Source organism: Colwellia sp. SU-HH01172, assembly GCF_057553355.1.
In genome coordinates, this window is the sequence record NZ_BAAJMB010000004.1 from 70,635 (window position 1) to 93,231 (window position 22,597).

Below are 22,597 nucleotides of genomic sequence, written 5' to 3' on the forward strand. Positions count from 1 at the left end.
GCGAAAATCGACTAGTTAATGACCGCCAGGTGCTTGAGTGGCTGGTTTAGTGCTGTGGTGCTTAATTAATTTGGAGTCGTAATAAGACTGAGTCGAGTCTGCTAAATGCCCCGTTGATATTGCTAATAAACCGACAATGGTTAATACAAGAGTATATGGGAATGCCATAATAACCATGCGGCCGTATGATAAACGAATTAACGGTGCTAAAGCTGACGTCAATAAGAACAAGAATGCTGCTTGACCATTTGGCGTTGCCACACTTGGTAGGTTAGTACCGGTATTAATGGCTACGGCTAGTAAGTCAAATTGATCACGAGTAATTTGTCCTGCTGTTAACGCTTTTTGAATTTCTGTAATGTAAACCGTACCAACGAATACGTTATCACTCACCATAGATAACAAACCATTTGCTAGGTAGAACATAACTAATTGCATGTTGCCTTCGTAAGTTAATACCCAAGTAATCACAGGCGTGAATAGCTGTTGGTCAACAATTACGGCAACAACGGCAAAAAATACTGCAAGTAGGGCAGTGAACGGCAATGCTTCTTCAAACGCATGGCCAATTTGGTGCTCTTCAGTAATACCGGTAAAAGCAGTGGCTAGAATGATGACAGATAAACCTATCATACCAACCGGCGCTAAATGCATTGCTAAGCCTATAATCAACCAAATAGCGATAAAACCTTGCATAACTAGTTTTACATTATCACGTTTATTACGTTTTTTGCTTTCTTCGATATCAAAGTCATTGAGAACTTTGTAAACATTCTCAGGTAGTGCAACGCCGTAACCAAACCACTTAACTTTTTCTAAAAGGAAACAGGTTAACATGCCAGCAAAGAACACTGGGACTGTTACGGGTGACATGCGAATAGCAAACTCTAGGAAGTCCCAGCCAGCTTGTTGACCGATAACTAAGTTTTGCGGTTCACCAACAATGGTACAAACGCCACCTAATGCAGTACCTACACCAGCATGCATTAATAAGTTACGTAAGTAGCCACGAAACTGGTCTAAATCATCACGTGAATATTCAGGTAATTCATGGTCACTGGTGTGATCGTGATTATGGTTAGAATCTTTTCCTGAGGCGACTTTGTGATAGACAGAGTAAAAACCAATAGCAACACTGATGATTACAGCGATAACGGTTAATGCATCTAGGAATGCTGATAAAAAAGCACCGGAAAAACAAAATAGGATAGAAACCAACACTTTGGAACGAATTTTAGTCACTATTTTTGTAAATAAAAATAGTAATAAATCTTTCATAAAATAAATGCCGGCAACCATGAATATTAATAACAATATAACTTCAAAGTTGATAACCATTTCGTGCATTACTTGCCCTGGGCTCGTCATACCCATGGCGACGGCTTCAATGGCCAATAAACCACCAGGTTGCAATGGATAACATTTCAATGCCATTGCTAAGGTAAAGATAAATTCAACAACCAGTGCCCAACCAGCAATATAGGGATCTACCGCAAAAAATAGAATAGGGTTAATGACTAAAAATGAAATTATTGCGAGTTTGTACCATTCTGGCGAGTTGCCAAGAAAGTTTTTATAAAACGCACTCATAAATGATTGCTGCATAATGAACCTTTTAAAAAATTAAGAGCTGGAAGTAGTGTTTGCTTTAATGTGTTTAATTACTTTTTATATAACTTTATGACAGCGCGCATTTTAAGCGCTATTTGCTATATTGTAAATATGTCAGATTAAGCTCATGGCCATTGTTTTTTGCTGTAATGCTGATAAAGGTAATTTCAATAACCTAGATCAATTTTCCCAATAAATTTGAAAAATAATCCCCCTTTATTTAGGTCAGTAATAGCGGGTGTTGAAGGTTATAGTGCGAGATGAGTTTAAGTGGCTTTTGGGCATAGCTTGTTTTGTCATTTTATACTGATAAAAGAATGATGCATTGCATGCTAACGTTTTGAAAATATTATAAAAAGTAGTTATTGAGTTTAATGTGTTCAGTAAGCTTTCTAAGCAATTACAGTTATTGAATGCTAAAATTTATAATAGTAATGTTTAAAGGATTGAATTCCATATGATTTCTGTTAGCTTATTGGGAATCGAAGTGGTCGCTATTAATGAGACGTCTAGATACTGAGCTGTCATGTTAATACCTTATCCGAAGGGCTTTGGTGGCTTTATGCTAGAGAATGAAATTGAGAAGTTGGCTATAGGTAATCAAGGTATAGAGATACCAAAGCCAGAAGCAAAAGCGCCATTCACTATAAAGTCAATGGGCGTAAGGCGTGGAGAACGTGCACTTATATATAAGATTCCCTCACACTCACCTAAACAAAACCATTATTGTAAAGGTGTTACGTTGTCGGAATTTGAATTTGCTTATCAAAGGTTATTGAAAACGGATGAGCTGACAAGAAAGTGGTTTAATGAAAATATGGCAAAATGTGCTGGTGAAGGAGGTTGTAACTTTACAACTGTAGGTGGTATTTTTGAGCTATTGGGTAAAGCCAAGTATCATTCTAAAGGAAGGTACATTGCGGTGAGTAAGGCACAATAAGCATTCAAAGTGAGACCGCACACCATTTGCTCATCAGTATAGTATATTAATATCAGCCCTTTGAATGGGCATTATGTGGTTCGCTCGTCAACAATGAAGGAGTAAAGTAATGAATTATGTCGATGGATTTGTTTTGGCTGTACCGAAAGATAATAAAGAACGCTATATTAAACACGCTGTTGATGCGGCAGTCGTTTTTAAGGAATACGGTGCACTTAGTCTAGTGGAGTGTTGGGAAGACGATGTTCCAGAAGGAGAGCTTACATCTTTTCCTTTAGCGGTAAAACGTCAAGAAAATGAAGTTGTATGTTTTTCGTGGGTGACTTGGCCTTCAAAAGAAGTACGAAATGAAGGCATTGAAAAAGCAATGGAAGATCCAAGACTATCGCCTGAAATTAATCCCATGCCGTTTGACGGAAAACGTATGATCTTTGGTGGTTTTAATGTCATAGTCAATGAATAAGATTCCATAACCAGTAATTAAAATGTGGTGAAATCGAGGGAGTTTTCGTTCCTGGTAAATTTTAGCCAATAATTTTCCGCTGCTTAGGGCGGCATTAAGCTGAAGACAACGTAGATTTATGCCTGAACCTAATAGCTCCAGAATCAAAACATTTGCAACAGCGAAAGAACTTGGCCTTTGGCTTGAGGGAAATCATGATACTGAAAATGAGCTGTGGGTGAAGGTATATAAGAAGCATACCTGGATTCAGAGCGTAACATGGAATGATATTGTGATTGAGGCTCTGTGCTGGGGTTGGATCGATGGTATTAAAAAGTCAATTGATGATCAGGCCTACCTTCAACGCATTACCCCCAGAAAAGCGCGAAGCGTATGGTCTAAAAGGAATACTGAGCACGTAGAACGTTTGATAAATGAGAGTCGAATGATGGAACCAGGGCTGGCGCATGTTCGTGCGGAGAAAGAGGATGGTCGCTGGCAAAGGGCTTATGTGGTCAGTGAAATGGAAGTCCCCGCAGATTTTTTGGCGGCAGTGGAAAGCCAACCAAGCGTGAAAACCTTCTTTGAAACACTCAGTAAATCGAGTCGTTACAGTATCGCTTACGGGTTGGCTAGCGCAAAGAAGCCCGAAACCAGAGAAAGACGATTTGCAAAATTCATGAATATGCTTGTTGTTGGAGAAAAACCTAAATAAGTCGCGTTCGGAATAATAGGCCAACTAAGCAGGCCGAAAAAATGTTTGCCTCACTTCTCAACTTAACTGCCAGTCGCGACATAAATGATTGCTATTTATAGCGCTTGTGTGAAACGTTTGTTCTGGTACAATCAGTTTCAATTACAGTCAACTCTAAATGATGTGGAGCCCCATGGTTATAAAAGCGCATAGTCCAGCAGGATTTGCCGAGCAATATATTGTTGAGTCAATTTGGAATGGAGGTTTTCCTCCCGGCACGATATTACCCGCTGAGCGTGAATTGTCAGAGCTTATTGGCGTTACTCGTACAACCTTACGAGAAGTATTACAGCGTTTAGCTCGTGATGGCTGGTTGACGATAAAACACGGCAAACCGACGAAAGTTAATAATTTTTGGGAAACATCGAGCTTAAATATTCTTGAAACCTTAGCACAGCTTGATCAAGAAGGTATTCCTGATTTAGTTGATAACTTGATGTCTGCACGTACCAATATCAGTGCGATATATGTTCGTGGTGCGATAAAGAATAATCCAGAAAAAGCCATTGAACTATTGTCTGCGTTTGAAAGTGTCGAAGATAATGGTGAAGCTTTTGCCGAGTTTGATTACAAATTAAATAAAGAGTTAGTGGTAGCGTCTGGTAATTCCATTTACTTGCTTATTTTGAATGGTTTTAGAGGCTTATATTCACGCTTAGGTAGCCTATATTTTTCTCATCCTAGTGGCCGTGAAATTTCACGCGCTTACTATAAAAAATTAATTGAGCTGGCAAAAGCGGGGCTATTTGATGAGTCAGTTTTTGCGGTAAGAAAATACGGCGTTGAATCAGGTAAACTGTGGCTTGAGCTAAAAGATGAAGTATTAAAAGAACTTGCTGAATAATTTATCATTCAGCAGTTTCTATTTATTGTTAACAAGCGACGAATAGTTAAGTTAAAACACTAAGGCAACAGAGTTATCATTAATTTATGATCACGCGGTTGCCTTTTTTTCTGACTCGGTTTTTGCCTTCGGGCATTGAGCGATGATTTCATCGCTACCTTGGTTATTTTCCTGTAAAAGTTTCACGTCAAATTGCCATAAGTAATATAGGTGCTTTAGCACTTCATCTTTCGAATCCGCTAAATTAACACCCTGATGAGGAATATAACGTAAGGTTAATGAACGATCGCCACTAACGTCGGCATTTATGATTTGAATATTTGCCTCTAGATTACTCAAATTATATTGGTCCGAAAGCATAGTGCGAATTTTTTGATAACCACTTTTGTTATGTATTGCGCCAACTTCAATGTAATTTTTATCACTGTCATCATGCAAATGAAATAATTTGAAATCACGCATTAATTTAGGTGATAAGAACTGGCTAATAAAGCTTTCGTCTTTAAAGTTTTCCATAGCAAAGTGCACGGTATCAAGCCAATTACTGCCGGCAATTTCAGGAAACCATTCTTTATCCTCATCTGTTGGCTGTTCGCAGATCCTTCGAATATCAATAAACATATTAAACCCTAGCGCGTAAGGGTTTATGCCAGAATAGTAAGGGCTATTGTATTCAGGTTGGGCAACAACATTGGTATGGTTGTGCAGAAATTCAAGCATGAATTTGTCGGTGACTAAGCCTTCATCGTAAAGATGATTTAAAATTGTGTAATGCCAGAAACAGGCCCAACCCTCATTCATAACCTGAGTTTGTTTTTGTGGATAAAAATATTGCGATACTTTACGAACGATACGCACGAGTTCCCGTTGCCAAGGTTTAAGCAATGGGGCATTTTTTTCGATAAAATAGAGAATATTTTCTTGTGGCTCTGCTGGGAAGCGTACTTTTGTTTTATCTTGTTCTTTGTCGTTGTCGGGCACTGTGCGCCAAAGCATGTTGACTTGCGATTGTAGGTAAGACTCCCGCTCTTTTTGACGCTTTATTTCTTCTTCCATAGATATTTTTTGTGGGCGTTTATAGCGATCGACACCATGGTTCATTAGAGCGTGGCAGGCATCAAGACAGGCCTCAACCTCGTCAATGCCATATTTATGTTCACAGTCGGCAATATAATTTTTAGCAAATAATAAATAGTCAATAATTGAGCCAGCATCAGTCCAAGATTTAAATAAATAATTACCTTTGAAAAACGAGTTATGTCCGTAGCATGCATGCGCCATCACTAGCGCTTGCATGGTCATGGAGTTTTCTTCCATCAGGTAGGAAATACAAGGCTCAGAATTAATGACAATTTCATAGGCTAAGCCCATTTGTCCGCGCTTATAGGTTTGCTCGGTTTGAATAAACTTCTTGCCGAATGTCCAGTGATTGTAACCGATAGGCATGCCAACGCTGGCATAAGCATCCATCATTTGCTCAGCCGTTATCACTTCTATTTGGTTGGTATAAGTGTCTAGGCGGTAATGCTCTGCTACTCGCGCAATTTCGCTTTGATATTGCTCAAGTTTAGTAAATGTCCAATCACTATTATCGTCAAGTGGTTTACGTTTAGTCATAAAACCCCCTTAAGCTATATTAAGCTGCTTGCTGGTTTTTTTTCTTAAATAAGGAACGAAATACTGGGTAGATATCTGCTACCGTTTTAATATGCTCAATTGAAAAGGATGAGTCAGTATCAGCGAGCTGGGCGTACTGTTGCCATAAACTTTGATGGGCACGTTGAGTGATTTCGATATAGCTGAAATATCGTGTTTTTGGCAATATTTTATTGCGCATAAGCGCTTGGCAATGGGGGGAGTCGTCGGCCCAATTATCGCCATCTGATGCTTGTGCGCCGTAGATGTTCCATTCGTTCTCGTTATAGCGGTCAGCAATAATTTTTATCATTAGCTCTAGTGCGCTTGACGCTATGGTGCCGCCGGTTTCTTGCGAGTAAAAAAATTCGTGTTCGTCCACTTCTTTTGCTTGGGTGTGGTGGCGAATATAAACCACATCAATGGTTTTATAAGTTCGGGTTAAAAACAGGTACAACAATATATAAAAGCGTTTGGCGATATCTTTTGTTGCTTGGTCCATTGAGCCAGAAACATCCATTAAACAAAACATCACGGCTTTTGATGTTGGCACCGGCTGTTTAGCGTAGTTGCGATAGCGTAGATCAAATGAGTCAATAAAGGGTACTTTATCAATTTTGCTTTGCAGGTCTTTAATTTTTTTATTGAGCTTTTTCTTCGCCTGAACATTATCATGAGGATCATGAGCAAGCTCGGCCAGCTCTGCCTTAAGCTCTTTTAGTTGTCGACGTTTATCCGCCGTCATTGCAATTCTACGAGCAATTGAGCCCTGCAACGATTTAACAATATCTATATTTGAAGGTACACCTTCTGCGCAATAACCTGCCCGTACGGTTTTATAATCAATCAGTTTATCTAATTGATTTTTTTCCAAGTTAGGCAGCTCTAAATTTTCAAATAATAAGTTTAGGTATTCATCTTTAGATATTGAAAAAACAAAGTCGTCATTACCTTCACCTGAATCACTAGCATCACCCTGACCTGAGCCTTGCCCTTGTTGCTGAGGTGGCCGAGAAATTCTGTCACCAGTACTAAATTGATCATTGCCTGGGTGCACGCGATCTTTAATACCACCTTTACCTTGATGAAAAACCGGTTCGCTGAGATCTTTTTTGGTAATGGTAATATTTTCGCCACTGGTGATGTCGGTTACGCCACGTTTATTAACCGCGTCAGCAACCGATTTCTTAATTTGGCTTTTGTAGCGCCTAATAAAGCGCTGTCGATTGACAGTGCTTTTATTTTTGCTGTTTAACCGTCTATCTATGAAGTTTGCCATAAATGCTCCTAACTTAGTTTATAAAAACTAAGTACAACCTAAGAGGACTTTCTAACACGTAAATACCACTCAGAAAGTAATCTGACTTGCTTCTTGGTGTAACCTTTAGTCATCATTCTTTCGACAAAGTCATCATGCTTTTGTTGGTCATCATTAGATGTTTTGGTATTGAACGAAATTACCGGTAGCAAGTCTTCAGTATTTGAGAACATTTTTTTCTCGATAACGGTGCGTAATTTTTCGTAACTGGTCCATAACGGGTTTTTACCATTATTGTTGGCCTTAGCACGCAGTACGAAGTTAACGATTTCATTTCTAAAATCCTTTGGATTGCTGATACCCGCAGGTTTTTCGATTTTTTCTAATTCATTGTTTAAGGCTTCGCGGTCAAATAACTGCCCAGTTTCTGCGTCACGGTATTCTTGGTCTTGGATCCAAAAGTCAGCATAAGTAACATAACGGTCAAAAATATTCTGCCCGTATTCGGAATAAGACTCTAAGTACGCGGTTTGAATTTCCTTACCGATAAACTCAATATACTGGGGCGATAAGTAACCTTTAATAAACTCTAAATAACGCTCGGCGGTTTCTTGTGGCAATTGTTCTCGCTCTATTTGCTGTTCAAGTACGTAGAATAAATGCACCGGATTTGCCGCAACTTCCATATGGTCAAAGTTAAATACCCGAGAAAGTATTTTAAAAGCAAAGCGGGTTGAAAGACCTGACATGCCTTCGTCCATGCCAGCATAGTCTCGGTACTCTTGGTATGACTTTGCTTTTGGATCTGTGTCTTTTAAACTTTCACCATCGTACACGCGCATTTTTGAATAAATGCTGGAGTTTTCCGGATCTTTTAAGCGCGAAAGTACTGAAAATTGCGCTAAGGTTTCTAGCGTGTCTGGTGCACATTGCGCGTTATTTAATTCGCTATTTTCTAATAATTTTTGATAAATTTTTACTTCTTCAGAAATCCGCATACAGTAGGGCACTTTGACAATATAAACACGGTCTAAAAATGCTTCGTTATTTTTATTGTTTCTAAAGGTTTGCCATTCAGACTCATTTGAATGGGCTAGTAAAATACCATTAAATGGCAAGGCAGAAAGGCCTTCGGTTGGATTATAATTGCCTTCTTGTGTTGCCGTTAGCAGTGGGTGTAAAACTTTTATAGGCGCCTTAAACATTTCGACAAATTCCATGACACCTTGGTTGGCTCGACATAAAGCGCCAGAATAGCTGTAGGCATCAGGATCGTTTTGGGCAAAATGTTCTAATTGACGAATATCAACTTTACCCACTAAGGCAGAAATGTCTTGATTGTTGTCATCGCCAGGTTCTGTTTTCGCAATGGCAATTTGATCAAGAATTGAGGGATAAATCTTAATCACTTTAAATTTAGCAATATCACCTTTAAATTCATGTAGTCGTTTAGCGGCCCAAGGTGACATGATAGTGCTGAGATAGCGTTCAGGAATATTGTATTCTTGTTGTAAAATTTTACCGTCAGATTTAGCATCAAATAAACAGAAAGGGTGGTCATTTACTGGGCTGCGCTCGCCGTTAGCACTTAATACATATATAGGTTCTTGCTGCATTAGCGCTTTAAGCTTTTCTGCTAATGATGATTTACCACCACCGACAGGACCAAGCAGGTAGAGTATTTGTTTTTGTTCTTCTAAGCCTTGTGAGGCATGGGTTAGGTAAGCGACAATTTGCTCTATGGCTTCTTCCATACCATAGAATTCTTTAAAAGCTGGGTAGCGAGCAATAACGCGATTAGAAAAAATACGGCTTAACTCAGGAACGGTAGAGGTATCTATCATTTCTGGTTCGCCAATAGCATTGAGCAGACGTTGTGCTGCACTTGCATAAGCCATTTGGTCGCTTTGGCATAAACTCAGAAAGTCTTGAATGGAATAGCACTCTTCTTGTGCTTCATCGTAACGTGATTGGTAATGTTGAAATATACTCATAACCGCCTCCAGAAGATAAATCGTTCAGACCGAGCTGATAATTCGACCGTATGCGTTGCTTATCAAACTCTACATAATTAATTAGACCGCATTTTTTACAATTTCTATCTATAAGCGTAGTTGTAAATTTATAAAGTCGTTAAAAAATAACGAAATAAATTGTAACTATAGAAAAAAGAAAGGGAGGCTATGTTGTTGAATAAACGATTAACTTTGGAGGATTGTTAAAATTTTAGTGGTAAAAAAAGCCAGAATAAATTCTGGCTTTTTATTTTTTCAAATGAGCTAATTGCTAAGGTTATGCGAAGTTTGCTGTTGCAAAATCCCAGTTTGCTAATGCCCAGAAACCTTCCATGTAGTTTGGACGAAGGTTACGGTAATCAATGTAGTAAGCATGTTCCCATAAATCGACTGTTAAAAGTGGTGTGACACCTTCATCAGTTAATGGTGTAGCGGCATTCGACGTGTTTACAATTGCTAAGCTGCCGTCAGCATTTTTAACTAACCAAGTCCAGCTTGAACCAAAGTTGTTGATAGCACTATCAGTAAATTTCGCTTTAAATTCAGCAAAAGAACCGAAATTTGCATTGATCGCGTCAGCTAAAGCACCTGTTGGTTCGCCGCCACCATTTGGGCTTAAGCTGTTCCAGTAAAAGGTGTGGTTCCATATTTGTGCCGCGTTGTTGAAAACACCAGCAGAAGATGACTTAACGATATCTTCTAAAGACTTACCTTCAAAATCAGTGCCTTCAATCAGGCCGTTTAATTTTACAACGTAGGTGTTGTGGTGCTTACCATAGTGAAACTCTAGTGTTTCTTGTGAAATGTGTGGTGCTAGGGCATCCATTGCATATGGTAGTGCAGGTAATTCGATAGCCATTATATTCTCCAGGATATGATTATAAAAATTTATTCTTATGCAAACGTAAAGAAGTAGTTTGTTTTTTTCTAAAACCTAGTAAACTACTCGGGTATTATTAAAGCTTACATAGTTTACCCAAATATATAGGTATTACCATAGGTTTTATCAAGGCTATTATGTTTTAATATATAAATTTTTTGCTTTAGTATTTACTGTTCTGTGTATTTACATTAAGTATTGAGCGCAATAGATATTAATTTTTGAGGTTATTATGGATACTATCGAACGTATTAAAGAACAAATCAGTGAAAACACAATCCTTTTATATATGAAAGGCTCTCCGAAATTGCCAAGTTGTGGTTTCTCTTCACAAGCGTCGCAAGCTATCATGTCTTGTGGTGAAAAGTTCGCTTATGTAGATATTTTACAAAATCCTGATATCCGCGCTGAATTACCAAAATATGCCGACTGGCCAACCTTTCCACAATTGTGGGTTGATGGCGAACTTGTTGGCGGTTGTGACATTATTATGGAAATGTATCAGCAAGGTGAATTGCAAACCTTAATCAAAGAAACTGCAGCTAAGCACAGTTCACAAGAAAGTGCAGAATAGCCATTGAATTATAAGTTAACGTCACCATACTAGGTGATGTTAACGTAAAACAAAAAATAAATATTGGAGAATATAATGAGTGTATTAGTCGGTCGTCCAGCACCAGATTTTACTGCAGCGGCAGTTTTAGGTTCAGGTGAGATTGTAGATAGCTTTAATCTAGCTGAAGCGATTAAAGGTAAAAAAGCAGTAGTATTTTTCTACCCACTTGATTTTACTTTTGTTTGTCCTTCTGAGCTTTTAGCTTTTGATCACCGCATGGAAGAATTCAAAAGCCGTGGTGTTGAAGTTATTGGTGTTTCTATTGATTCACAGTTCTCTCACAACGCATGGCGTAACACAGCAGTAAACGACGGTGGTATTGGCCCAGTTCAATACACTTTAGTTGCTGATGTTAAACATGAAATTTGTCAAGCATATGACGTTGAGCATCCAGAAGCTGGCGTTGCATTCCGTGGTTCTTTCTTAATTGATGAAGAAGGTAACGTTCGTCATCAAGTAGTTAATGACTTACCTTTAGGTCGTAACGTTGATGAAATGATCCGTATGGTAGATGCATTACAATTCCACCAAGAGCACGGTGAAGTATGTCCAGCAGGTTGGAACAAAGGTGATAAAGGTATGACAGCTTCTCCAGAAGGTGTTGCTTCTTACCTTACTGATAATGCTGACACACTTTAATGAATAACTAATTAAAGTTTTCAGTGAAAAAGCCGCTTTATTGCGGCTTTTTTTATGACTAGAATTTGCTGCATTAAGCACTAATAAATAGTGAAGGTTTATAAAGTCATTGGTTTAAGTTTTATGACAAAAACTAAATTATTGTGCTAAAACAAATAGTAGGGCTGCTGTTAACTTGATTAGAACTAAAAGGAGGTTTAGTGTTTTTTCCAAAAGTTATTTACGAAAACTTACCTTATTTATATTTTTTAGTTTGTGCTTATCTACTCGCTTTTTATCACTCTTGGGTAGTATTTGTTTCGGCAGGGTTATTTTATTGTGCTGGCTGCATTACCTTGGTGACGCGTTCAGGCTATCGTCGAGTCGATCGCTTCAAAGAGAATAAAAATAATAAACAGACCTTACCTTTAATTATCTATGAGTATTTACCATACGGTTATTTTGCCATTGCGATGATATTAGTGCTAAAAACTGATAAACCCGCATTACAGTTTTTAGCATTTTGTTTGATGATTTTTGCTTTAAGAAATTTGCTGTTCAGAATTAATAACCGCCGAAAAGCTAAGTCGTTATTCTAATCCTAATGCTTCGGCTATATGATTTCCATGGCTTAGAATTCGCGAAAATTGTTTAGTTAATTCGTCGCTGGTTCTTGCTCGGCGTTAGCCGTAACATCTGCTAGCGGCCAACCACCCAATTGCTGCCATTTATTGACGATATAACAAAACAGTTCAGCGGTTTTTTCAGTGTCGTAAAGAGCGGAATGTGCTTCGTTATTATTAAAGTCGAGCCCCGCAGTCGCACAAGCTTTTGCCAGTACGGTTTGACCAAGCGCTAAACCGGAAAGGGTGGTGGTGTCAAAACTGACAAAGGGATGAAAAGGCGAACGTTTTATTGCACATCGTTCCGTGGCGGAATTAACAAAGCCTAAATCAAACGCGGCATTGTGTGCCACCATAATAGCGCGCTGGCAACCGGCCGCTTTCATTTTTTTTCGTACTAACTTAAATATTTCGGTTAATGCTTTTTTCTCTTCAACCGCACCGCGCAATGGGTTGGTTGGATCTATGCCTGTAAATTCTAATGCCGCTGGCTCTAAGTTTGCCCCTTCAAACGGGTCAACATTAAAGTGAATCGTTTCATCTAAACTAAATCGACCCGTGTTTTCATCTAACGATAATGTCGTCGCGGCAATTTCTAACAATGCATCGGTTTGGGCATTAAAGCCCGCGGTTTCAACATCAATAACTACCGGGAAATAACCGCGAAAGCGTTGTGCAAATAATGATTTGTCGGAAGTTGATTTTGTAGCAGTTGAGTTGTCAGACATAAATTTGATGATATTAGCTTAAATAATAAATTATGTTGATTATCTCAGAAACTGACGAGTAAGACATCATAGAAAACAGTATGCAGACAATTTAATTTTGGCAAATACCATTTTACTGTTAAAGTTATTGTTAATAGTGTCGATAGAATGAATGTCGCTATTTAAATTAGATTCATGGGCATGAAGATTATTGTTATGAAAAGAATTCTTACCTTAGTTACCTTATCGCTAATTGTTGCCCAAGCAAATGCAGGCATCCGGCAGTATCGTGCCGATATAGAAAACTCAAATTGGCAGTTAACCAATAATTCTCGTCTGCAATGCACCTTATCACACCAAATTCCGCGTTATGGCGAAGCTAAATTTTATAGTTCAGCCAATCGAAAAATGAATATGGAATTTGAACTCGACATGATGCGGTTACCAGACAGCTATTCGCTGGCTGAAGTACGCTCTGAAGCACCCAACTGGCGCCCTGGTATCTCAGGACGTACGATAGCGGATATGAAGTTACATAAGCAATTCTCGCCAAGTTTGTCGAAGAAAATTGCTTGGAACATGCTTAATGAACTTGATCAAGGCATGAGCCCAACGTTTTATTACAATGATTGGTACAGTGATAACGAAAAAATTAGTGTCGGTCTTTCAACTGCACGTTTTCAACAAGCTTACCAAGACTTTGTTAGTTGTGTTGGTAATTTACTCGACTTTAGTTTCGAAGATATTTCCTATACCGTGCTTAACTATCAATTTGGCTCAGACAAATTGACCAAAGCATCGCAAAAGCGCATGAATATGATTGTTGAATACTTAGCTCTAGATCCGGAATTAGAGTTAGTATTAATTGACGGTTATTCGGATAGCTATGGTGGTAGAAATACCAACCTGAAAATGTCGCAGCGAAGAGCCAATAAAGTAAAAGATTTAATTGTCAGTAGTGGTATTGACGCCAGTCGTATCGAAGCGGACGGCTACGGAGAAAAACGCCATGTTGCCTCTAATGCCACCATTATAGGCCGAAGCAAAAACCGTCGTGTGGTTATTCGCATGGAGCAACCATAGATATTTAGGCAACCAACGCCATTTAAGCCATAATTAGTACTTGAAGAGGCCTGTAGATTCGCTGTAATCTACAGGCCTCTTTCGTTTTGGATACAATTTATGAAAATTTTTATTCGTTTTGTTGCCACTATTTGCTGTATTGCTCAGCTTGCTTGGGCGCAATTAGCTATGGCACAAGTCAATGACGCTTTAACTTATGCAAATTATGATCAAGTTAAGGTTAGCCATTTATATTTAGATTTAGCGGTGGATTTTGAAGAAAAGTCTCTCAAAGGTTTTGCTGAATTAAGCTTAAATTGGCTTAGTAATGATGTTGCTAATGTTTATTTAGATACTCGTGATCTAGAAGTGCACCGAGTGATGGCAAAAGCGGCTAATGGCCAATGGCGTAATGTTGCATTTACTTTAGGTAAACGTGATGACGTAATGGGGTCAAAACTGACGGTAAAAACTTCATTTCAAACACCAATGCTAAGAGTTTATTATAACTCATTGCCACAAGCTTCAGGGCTACAATGGTTATCTCCTGAACAAACAGCAGGCAAAGACAAACCTTTTATGTTTAGTCAAAGCCAAGCGATTCATGCCCGTTCATGGATACCTATTCAAGATACCCCTAGCGTACGCATGACTTATAATGCCCGCATTACCACATCAGATGATTTATTAGCGGTAATGAGCGCGAATAATGTGCCTGATACAAAACGTGATGGCGATTACTCGTTTTCAATGCCACAAGCTATTCCAGCTTACTTAATTGCTATTGGTGTTGGTGATTTACAATTTAAAGCCATGAGTGAACAAACCGGTATCTATGCAGAGCAATATATTTTAGACCGTGCTGTGGCTGAGTTTGATGATACCCAAGTGATGATCGATGAAACCGAAAAACTTTTTGGCGCTTATCGCTGGGGTCGTTATGACTTACTTATTTTACCGCCAAGTTTCCCGTTTGGTGGTATGGAAAATCCACGCTTATCATTTATCACACCAACCGTTGTTGCTGGTGATAAAAGCTTAGTTAACTTAATCGCTCATGAATTAGCCCATTCTTGGTCAGGTAACTTAGTTACCAACGAAAGCTGGCATGACTTATGGTTAAATGAAGGTTTCACCAGTTACGTTGAAAACCGTATTATGGAAGCGGTATTTGGTGCCGATCGTGCTGTCATGGAACGTGCCTTAGATGCACAAAATTTAAGTTATGAAATTGCTGAATTACCACCAGGTGATACGCAGTTATTTATTGATTTAAATGGTCGCGACCCTGACGATGCTTTTTCTGGTGTTCCATATACTAAAGGACAGTTGTTTTTAGTTTATTTGGAAGAAAAATTCGGTCGTGAAAAGTTCGATACCTTTATCATGCAATACTTTGATGATCATGCCTTTGAAAGTTTAGGCACTAAAAACTTTGTTAAATACTTACACGCTAACCTTACCCATAAATATGCCGGTATTGTGAGTGATGAAGAAGTGAATGAGTGGATTTACGAACAAGGTTTACCAAGTTACACACCTAAACCTACTTCAGATGCATTTGTTATTGTTGATGACTACATAACTCAATGGACTAGCGGTCAGCTTGAATTGGCACAAATGCCGACAAAAACTTGGACGCTACACGAGTGGTTGCACTTTATTAATAACTTACCGCTAGATATTTCAACAGACCGTATGGCAAGTTTAGATCAAGCTTATAACTTAACCAATAGTACTAATGCTGAAGTTGCTCATGCTTGGTATTTATTAGCGCTACGCTCAGGTTATGATGTGGTATATCCCGCAATGGCGGACTACTTAGAGTCAATTGGTCGCCGTAAACTGATTGTGCCTCTGTATAAAGAATTAGCTAAATCAGCTGAAGGTAAGCAATGGGCACAAGGCGTATATGAGAAAGCGCGTCCTGGTTACCATCCTTTAGCACAAGGTACGGTTGACGCTATATTATTAAATTAATTTGTTTTGCCGGTGAATGTAATTTGGTGACGTTTTGTCGATAATTACTCAGCAAGGTGATAAACAAAAGAGTAAAAAAAACACCGCATTAAGCGGTGTTTTTTTGTGATTGAATGTTCAAATTAGCGATACAAATTAGGTAAAATATTTTGCCATTTTTATTCCATTTTTATATTTCACTGTTTTTATCAACGATGACATCAACCTGACGCATATTGTTTTGTTGTGAAATAACCACTCGAATTTGTTGTTGTGCTTTTATGTAGTTTACGGTTAAGCGTCCACGTTTTCGCTCTTGTGCAACCGGCTCACCGTAGCTTTCTTGGTAAAAGTCGAGCACAGATTGTTCAGTTTTAGTGGTGAAGTAATTGATAACGGCAGGTGCCTTATCGTCAAATTGAGCAAAAATACGTGCGCCTTCAAGCACCGGGATCTCAATCTTTTTTGCCTTTGCTGTTTCCGCGTCAATCGCTTCTGCATTAGCTAGCGTACTATGGGTAAACAGAAAAAATATGCTGCTTAAAAATGGTCTTCTTAAATTTAAACGCAGTGGTTGCATCACCAGATCCTTATTAATTTTCAATGTAATAGCTACGATGAACAGTGTGCACGTTGAATTTTTTTCTGTCAAATTTTAGCTGAAAAGCTTTATTTAACCTGAATTCGGGATAATGAGAATGAAAAACATAACTATGTCAAAGCATTATCAACACTCAATCGACAGTAGCGGTATTTATGTCGAGTTCAAGGCGTTTAAGTGTGCCCAATAACGAGTTATTGGCAGCTTGAACAACGCAGAAATAGGCTTTAATAGCATTGCTGCAGCATTTTGCTTATCACGAACTTAGGTTATTTAGCTAATGGAGGTAATTTAAACGTATGCTCGAACAAGCATCAAAAATTGTTTGCTGCTTGTTCGTTTTGCTTAAAACTTATTAACATATTGATTACTATTTAATTTTTATGAACGGTCAACGAAATCTTCTCGGTAATGGTCGACCCATAGTGCGGTTGCGCCACAAATAGCGACTGGCATAACGACTAAGTTAATAAATGGGACCATTGAGAATATTGCCGTGGTAATACCGAAACTGTAACTTAATCCTTGTCGCTGCTTTAATGCATGACACATTTCTCTAAAGCTAATTTTGTGGTTATCGAATGGATAATCTTTATATTGCACCGCCATCATCCAAGCGAGAAATAAAAACCAAAGCACTTGTCCAATCACAGGTAATATCCAATACAGCAAAAAAAAGCCAATCGCGCGCGGTAAATAATAGCCAAGTTTGCTGACTTCACGCCCTAATGTACGAGGTATGTCCTTAACCACATCTAAGGCACCACCGTCATTTAATGATTGCCCGGTTAACAGTGCTTCAACTTTTTCTGACAACAGTCCGTTAAAGGGTGCGGCAATCCAGTTAGCCACTGAGCTGAAGATAAATGAGAAAATAATCAAAGCGAATAGTATCGCTAACGGCCAAATAAAATTACTTAACCAAGCAAATGAGTCACCAAGCCAGTCTTCAATGGTCAGCATGTAACTTTCTAGCTGCAAAAACATATAATAGAAGGCACTGGCAAAAAGTATCAGGTTGACAGTCAATGGAATAAAAACAAAACGGCGAATACCGGGCGTACGAATTAGCTCAAAACCTTTGATAAAGTAACCAGCTCCACCATTTGCTAAAGGGGGATTGTAATTGTTGTTCATTGCTGTTTTATTAACCTAACTAGTTGATATTCATAGCTCGATTATAGGATCCTTGCCCGCATATGAACAGCATTGTGATGTTACAAAGTACATCAATCTCTGCTACAGTGGCGGCAGTTATACTGATTTTCACTTATTTCTTTTTAATTGGTTAAATTTTGTCATTTTTTGATGAAATTTTAATAATAAATAGCAACAACTAGGTTATTCGATTTAATGCGACTTAAGCATATAAAATTGGCAGGTTTTAAATCATTTGTCGATCCAACAAAGGTACCATTTGAACAGCAAATGACCGCAATTGTTGGACCTAACGGTTGTGGGAAATCAAATATTATTGATGCCGTTCGCTGGGTATTAGGCGAAAGTTCTGCTAAGAATTTGCGTGGCGATGCCATGACCGATGTTATTTTCAACGGTGCTGCAAGTCGTAAACCTATTGGTCAAGCGAGTGTTGAGTTAGTTTTTGACAATACCCAAGGTCGGATTCAGGGAAATATGGCTGATCGCAGCCAAGTTTCTGTGCGCCGTGTGGTCAATCGCGAAGGGACTAATACTTATTTTCTAAATGGTTCTAAATGTCGTCGACGGGATATTACCGATATTTTTCTTGGCACAGGCTTAGGGCCTAGAAGTTATGCCATTATTGAACAGGGCACTATTTCTCGTTTAATTGAATCGAAGCCGCAAGAGTTAAGGGTTTTTATTGAAGAAGCCGCCGGCATTTCTAAGTATAAAGAGCGCCGAAAAGAGACCGAAACTCGCATTCGTCACACCCGAGAAAACCTAGCACGCTTAAGTGATATCCGTGTCGAACTTGATATACAAATTGATAAATTACACCAGCAAGCTGAAGCCGCGAAACGTTTTCGTACGCTGAAACAACAAGAACGTAAATATAAAGCTGAACTTGCCGTATTGCGTTGGCAAAAATTTGATTTACAAAGAGAACAACATCAAAAACGTATCGTTGAAATTGAAAGTAAAGTCGCCGGGCAAAATGCTCAGATAAGTCAGCATGAACTGACGATTATTACCTTAAAAGATGCGGTGGTTAGCTGCAATGATAACAATCAAACTTTACAGCAACAAAAGCTTAATCTGACGCAAGACATTACCCGCGCAGAGCAAAATATAAAGCATTTAAAAGAGCAAGCGGAAAAGTCGCAATCAGACAATGTGCTTACTCAGCAGCAATTGTTAAATGCTCAGCAATTAATTTTAACTGAGCAAGAGCAATTGCAACAATGCGTTAAACAATTAGCTGAGCAGCAACCGAAATTACATGCCACCGAAGCAGAATTAGATGGCAATGAAAAGGCATTAGCGCAGCAACAAAAAAAACAAAAGCAATTGCATGCTGTCTGGCAACAGCAAGAACAAGCTCGTGATGACTATCAACAGAAAAAATTGAGCATTCACGCAGACATTACTCAGCAACAAACAATTTTAGCACAAACGAAAACTCGAGTTAGCGCACTTAAAGTAAAGCTTGCAGAGCTGCCAGAAAAAAATACTCAAGAGCTCACCTCACAGCAAAAAGAAAATAAACAGCTAACAGTGGCTATTGAGCGTTTACAAACACAGGTAAGTGACATTAGTGTTACTGAAGAACGGTTGACGGCCCAAGCCCAAGAGTTTAATCAGCAATTATCAAAGCTCGCTGCTCAGCAAGCGGTTAAAAAGCAAATTATTGGCGCTATCGACGCTAAATTAGCTGATAAGTCGTTATGGAGCCAAAATCAAGAACAATGGTTTGTTCAGCAGAAAATTTCTGCTTTTGAAAGTATGCAAAGTCAGCTTAAGGTCACCCCTGGCTGGGAATTTGCTGTTGAAACCGTTTTATCACACGCAATGGCAGGTCACGTTATTGATCTACTACCCGCTGCAGATGATGGAAAAAACTTATCGGCACAAACACTGTGTTTTATTTTTAAGTCTAATGCTATTGAGCAAACAGCTAAACAAACCGCATCAATTAAAATAAACAACAAAAGTTTAGCCAATAAAGTCTCCGGCGTTAATCAACTTATCCCTTGGTTTAATAATATCTTACTTGCAAGTGACTATAGTGATGCAAGATTGCAATTACCGAATATAGCAAGCCATCAAAGTATTATTTGTCCTGATGGCACTTGGCTGAGTCAACAAATGCTCAGCAAAGGTAAGTTTGAGCAAGGCTATGATTATATCAGTCTGCAGCGTGAATTAGCGTCTGAGCAAGCGCAACTACAAGCATTGCTTGAGCAGCAACATAGCCTAGAAAAACAGCAAAACAAAACGGCTGAGCAACTGAATCAAGGTCAGCAAGACAAAGTTGCTGCACAAACTGAAATAGAGCAACAACAACATCAGCGACACCAAATTGAAAATATGTTGTCGTTACATCAACAAGAGCAACAGCATCATCAGCGTGAACGAGAAAGCTTGTTAGGACAAATTGACAGTGAAATTCGAAATGAAAATGCCGCACAACAGCAGTTAGTCGCATCACAGCAGCAGTTATCACTATTGTCTCGTGATGACAGTGCAACGAAGGATTATTCTCAGCAACAATCCGAATTACAAATTGTTATAGAACAAATTCAACAGCGCAGCCAAGAGCTGTATCGTCAGCGTCATCAATTTGGTCTAACAATAGAACAGCTAAAAAGCCAGCAGGCGCAACGAGAGCAAACAATTCGTGCTAATCAAGAAAATATTAATATTTTGACGCAAAGAGTTGCCACTAACCGCCAAGTGGTAAATGAAAGCAATACGCCGTTACAGGAATTTGAGCAAAACTTACCGCAATGGCTTGATAATTTATCGGCAATTAATGAAAAGTTACAATTTAATCAAAAAGTGCTGAATGATAGTCAAACACAACTGTCAGCAATAGAGCTTGCGGTGAAAACCAGTCAAAACAAGGTCAGTACCCTTAATGAGCAGCTGGCCCGTTTGCAGCTTGATAGTGAAGGCTTTAAATTACGCGCAGAAAGTGCCATGGAGGTCTTGACCGAATTGCAGCAAAACATCGATAGTGTTATTGCTGACATGCCTGAGCACGCAAAAGAGTCATTATGGCAAGCGCAATTGACTAAATTTGCAAAAGACATTCAGTTATTAGGGGCAATTAACTTAGCCGCAATTGAAGAATATGAAACGCAATTTGAACGTAAAAACTATTTAGATCAACAAGATCAAGATCTTAATAGCGCGATTGCGACGCTTGAATCGGCAATTGCAAAAATAGATAGAGAGAGTCGACATAAATTTAAACTGACGTTTGATCAGGTAAATAATGACTTGCAAAAACTGTTTCCAAAGGTATTTGGTGGTGGGCAAGCTTATTTAGCATTAACCGGCGAAGACCTGTTAGATACAGGGGTTACTATAATGGCAAGGCCACCAGGTAAAAAAAATAGCACAATACATCTATTATCTGGTGGAGAAAAAGCGCTGACCGCATTATCATTAGTCTTTGCTATTTTTCGGCTTAACCCTGCGCCGTTTTGTTTATTGGATGAAGTTGATGCACCACTTGATGATGCCAATGTCAGCCGATTTTGTAATCTAGTGCAAGAAATGTCGCAAACGGTACAATTTATATATATCAGTCATAATAAAATAGCGATGGAGATGGCTTCACATTTAACCGGTGTAACTATGTTTGAACCTGGCGTTTCACGTATGGTTGCGGTTGATATTGATGAAGCTGTCGCTATGTCAGAAGCATAAAAAGAAAGTATAAGAATAGGCTAGGTAATGGAAGATAATTTCAGAAACACATTAATTATTATCAGTGCTATTGTGATAGCAGCTATATTCATTCATGGTTATTGGACCATTAGAAAACAGAAGAATCCTTATAAGTTAAAAACTAAGGATGAGCCTGTAGCACCTGAGTCACGAGGTTTTGATGGCTCAGGTTTTGACCAAGACGGGGTCAGTAAACCTAAAGTGGTTGGTAATAATCCGTTGCATGATGAAACTGTAAAATCACATTTTGTTGAAGATAGCGCAGAATTTCATAGCGACAAACCTATGCCCGACACTGTGCCTTCGGCAACATTTGAAGAAAAAGAACAAGGGCTTAACTTTGGTGCTTTGCTCAACGAGACAGAAGAAGTGCCCGAACACTTAAAGCAGCAAGCTTTATCTGATGCGCCTAACTATGAAGAAGACTTTTTCCCCGAGTCAACACCTGCAGCAGAAGTAAAGGCTGAAGAAAAACTAGCGCCTCAAGAAAGTGCGAAACCAGAGCCTGAGCCAGTTTATCAGCAGCCAGTGACTCATGCTAAACCGCAAGTTGAGGTAGCAAAGCCTACCGCACGAAAGAAGAATGTTCGTAAATCAGCAATTAAGCGTAACCAAATGGAAATTAATTTTGGTGATGAAGCGATTGATGATATGCCGACAATGTCGGCAACTGAGCCTAAAGTAGCGGAACAAAAGATCGAAATAGAACCACAAGTGATTGTACTTTCTGTTGTTATGCCCGAAGGACAAGCTATGTCTGGAGCCGCATTATTGCCAACATTGTTAACTTTAGGCTTAAAGTACGGAGAGATGAACATTTTCCATCGTCATCAGGATAACGCTGGCAATGGTCAGGTGACATTTAGTCTGGCGAATATGATGAATCCTGGGACATTTGACCTTGACGATATTGAAAACTTTAGCACCCAAGGCATCACGCTGTTTATGACCTTACCGAATACTGGCGACGCCTTTGAAGTGTTTGAGCAAATGTTAAATGCCGCAAAGCAATTGGCTGTTGAGTTTAAAGCGCAATTACTTGATGACAAACGTAGCGTTATGACCAAACAAACCGAACAACATTATAAAGGCATAATTCGTGAATTTGAGCGCAAAAGTCGCATCGGTTCATTCTAGCATTCTTTTAAATTATC

At 38.9% G+C, this 22,597-nt stretch carries 19 protein-coding genes; 11 read left to right on the forward strand and 8 right to left on the reverse strand.

Features of this window, described 5'->3' with window-relative positions:
- Positions 1-15 precede the first annotated feature (15 nt).
- Positions 16-1,605 carry a sodium/proton antiporter NhaB gene (gene nhaB, locus AC27JP_RS11830; protein WP_487115303.1) on the reverse strand — a complete coding sequence of 530 codons (1,590 nt, stop codon included), beginning with the start codon at positions 1,603-1,605 and terminating at the stop codon, positions 16-18.
- A 532-nt stretch (positions 1,606-2,137) separates the two neighbouring features.
- Here nhaB and AC27JP_RS11835 point away from each other — a divergent pair.
- The 4 genes from AC27JP_RS11835 to fadR all read left to right on the forward strand — a co-directional run bounded on the left by AC27JP_RS11835 (position 2,138) and on the right by fadR (position 4,591).
- The gene (locus AC27JP_RS11835; protein ID WP_487115305.1) at positions 2,138-2,551 is read left to right on the forward strand and encodes a hypothetical protein; all 414 of its coding nucleotides are present in this window, start codon (positions 2,138-2,140) and stop codon (positions 2,549-2,551) included.
- A gap of 109 nt (positions 2,552-2,660) precedes the next feature.
- Complete coding sequence (locus AC27JP_RS11840; protein ID WP_487115307.1) at positions 2,661-3,014, forward strand: DUF1428 domain-containing protein; 354 nt, start codon at positions 2,661-2,663, stop codon at positions 3,012-3,014.
- A gap of 118 nt (positions 3,015-3,132) precedes the next feature.
- On the forward strand, positions 3,133-3,708 hold the full coding sequence (locus AC27JP_RS11845) for a YdeI/OmpD-associated family protein (protein WP_487115309.1): 576 nt from the start codon (positions 3,133-3,135) through the stop codon (positions 3,706-3,708).
- A 172-nt stretch (positions 3,709-3,880) separates the two neighbouring features.
- Positions 3,881-4,591, forward strand: a complete 711-nt coding sequence (fadR, locus tag AC27JP_RS11850) for a fatty acid metabolism transcriptional regulator FadR (protein WP_487115311.1) — start codon at positions 3,881-3,883, stop codon at positions 4,589-4,591.
- 90 nt (positions 4,592-4,681) lie between these two features.
- Here the strand turns inward: fadR and AC27JP_RS11855 are convergent, their stop codons facing one another.
- From AC27JP_RS11855 to sodB, 4 genes are all read right to left on the reverse strand, one after another.
- Complete coding sequence (locus tag AC27JP_RS11855) at positions 4,682-6,208, reverse strand: SpoVR family protein (protein ID WP_487115313.1); 1,527 nt, start codon at positions 6,206-6,208, stop codon at positions 4,682-4,684.
- 19 nt (positions 6,209-6,227) lie between these two features.
- A complete protein-coding gene (locus tag AC27JP_RS11860; protein ID WP_487115315.1) occupies positions 6,228-7,505 on the reverse strand; it encodes a YeaH/YhbH family protein in 1,278 nt (425 codons plus the stop codon).
- A 38-nt stretch (positions 7,506-7,543) separates the two neighbouring features.
- A complete protein-coding gene (locus AC27JP_RS11865) occupies positions 7,544-9,478 on the reverse strand; it encodes a PrkA family serine protein kinase (RefSeq protein WP_487115317.1) in 1,935 nt (644 codons plus the stop codon).
- 298 nt (positions 9,479-9,776) lie between these two features.
- Positions 9,777-10,358 carry a superoxide dismutase [Fe] gene (gene sodB / locus AC27JP_RS11870; protein WP_487115319.1) on the reverse strand — a complete coding sequence of 194 codons (582 nt, stop codon included), beginning with the start codon at positions 10,356-10,358 and terminating at the stop codon, positions 9,777-9,779.
- Positions 10,359-10,611: 253 nt separating this feature from the next.
- Here sodB and AC27JP_RS11875 point away from each other — a divergent pair, with 253 nt between their 5' ends.
- From AC27JP_RS11875 to AC27JP_RS11885, 3 genes are all read left to right on the forward strand, one after another.
- Entirely contained in the window at positions 10,612-10,953 is a 342-nt protein-coding gene (locus tag AC27JP_RS11875; RefSeq protein ID WP_487115321.1) for a Grx4 family monothiol glutaredoxin, read from the forward strand.
- Positions 10,954-11,028: 75 nt separating this feature from the next.
- A complete protein-coding gene (locus tag AC27JP_RS11880; RefSeq protein WP_487115323.1) occupies positions 11,029-11,634 on the forward strand; it encodes a peroxiredoxin in 606 nt (201 codons plus the stop codon).
- A 200-nt stretch (positions 11,635-11,834) separates the two neighbouring features.
- A complete protein-coding gene (locus AC27JP_RS11885) occupies positions 11,835-12,212 on the forward strand; it encodes a hypothetical protein (protein WP_487115325.1) in 378 nt (125 codons plus the stop codon).
- A gap of 56 nt (positions 12,213-12,268) precedes the next feature.
- Here the strand turns inward: AC27JP_RS11885 and rnt are convergent, their stop codons facing one another.
- Positions 12,269-12,964: a ribonuclease T gene (gene rnt / locus AC27JP_RS11890; protein ID WP_487115327.1), complete on the reverse strand. Its 696-nt coding sequence runs from the start codon at positions 12,962-12,964 to the stop codon at positions 12,269-12,271.
- A 195-nt stretch (positions 12,965-13,159) separates the two neighbouring features.
- Between rnt and AC27JP_RS11895 the strand changes: the two genes are divergently transcribed.
- Together AC27JP_RS11895 and AC27JP_RS11900 are read left to right on the forward strand one after the other, a co-directional pair.
- The gene (locus AC27JP_RS11895; RefSeq protein ID WP_487115329.1) at positions 13,160-14,026 is read left to right on the forward strand and encodes an OmpA family protein; all 867 of its coding nucleotides are present in this window, start codon (positions 13,160-13,162) and stop codon (positions 14,024-14,026) included.
- Between the two features lie 99 nt (positions 14,027-14,125).
- Entirely contained in the window at positions 14,126-15,985 is a 1,860-nt protein-coding gene (locus AC27JP_RS11900; protein ID WP_487115331.1) for a M1 family metallopeptidase, read from the forward strand.
- Between the two features lie 169 nt (positions 15,986-16,154).
- Here the strand turns inward: AC27JP_RS11900 and AC27JP_RS11905 are convergent, their stop codons facing one another.
- Positions 16,155-16,544, reverse strand: a complete 390-nt coding sequence (locus tag AC27JP_RS11905) for a hypothetical protein (RefSeq protein WP_487115333.1) — start codon at positions 16,542-16,544, stop codon at positions 16,155-16,157.
- A gap of 402 nt (positions 16,545-16,946) precedes the next feature.
- Positions 16,947-17,702: a sulfate transporter CysZ gene (gene cysZ, locus AC27JP_RS11910; protein ID WP_487115335.1), complete on the reverse strand. Its 756-nt coding sequence runs from the start codon at positions 17,700-17,702 to the stop codon at positions 16,947-16,949.
- Positions 17,703-17,918: 216 nt separating this feature from the next.
- Here cysZ and smc point away from each other — a divergent pair, with 216 nt between their 5' ends.
- Both smc and zipA read left to right on the forward strand, forming a co-directional pair.
- Positions 17,919-21,422, forward strand: coding sequence for a chromosome segregation protein SMC (gene smc / locus AC27JP_RS11915; protein ID WP_487115337.1), 3,504 nt, complete (start codon positions 17,919-17,921; stop codon positions 21,420-21,422).
- A 27-nt stretch (positions 21,423-21,449) separates the two neighbouring features.
- Positions 21,450-22,580: a cell division protein ZipA gene (gene zipA / locus AC27JP_RS11920; protein ID WP_487115339.1), complete on the forward strand. Its 1,131-nt coding sequence runs from the start codon at positions 21,450-21,452 to the stop codon at positions 22,578-22,580.
- Positions 22,581-22,597 lie beyond the last annotated feature (17 nt).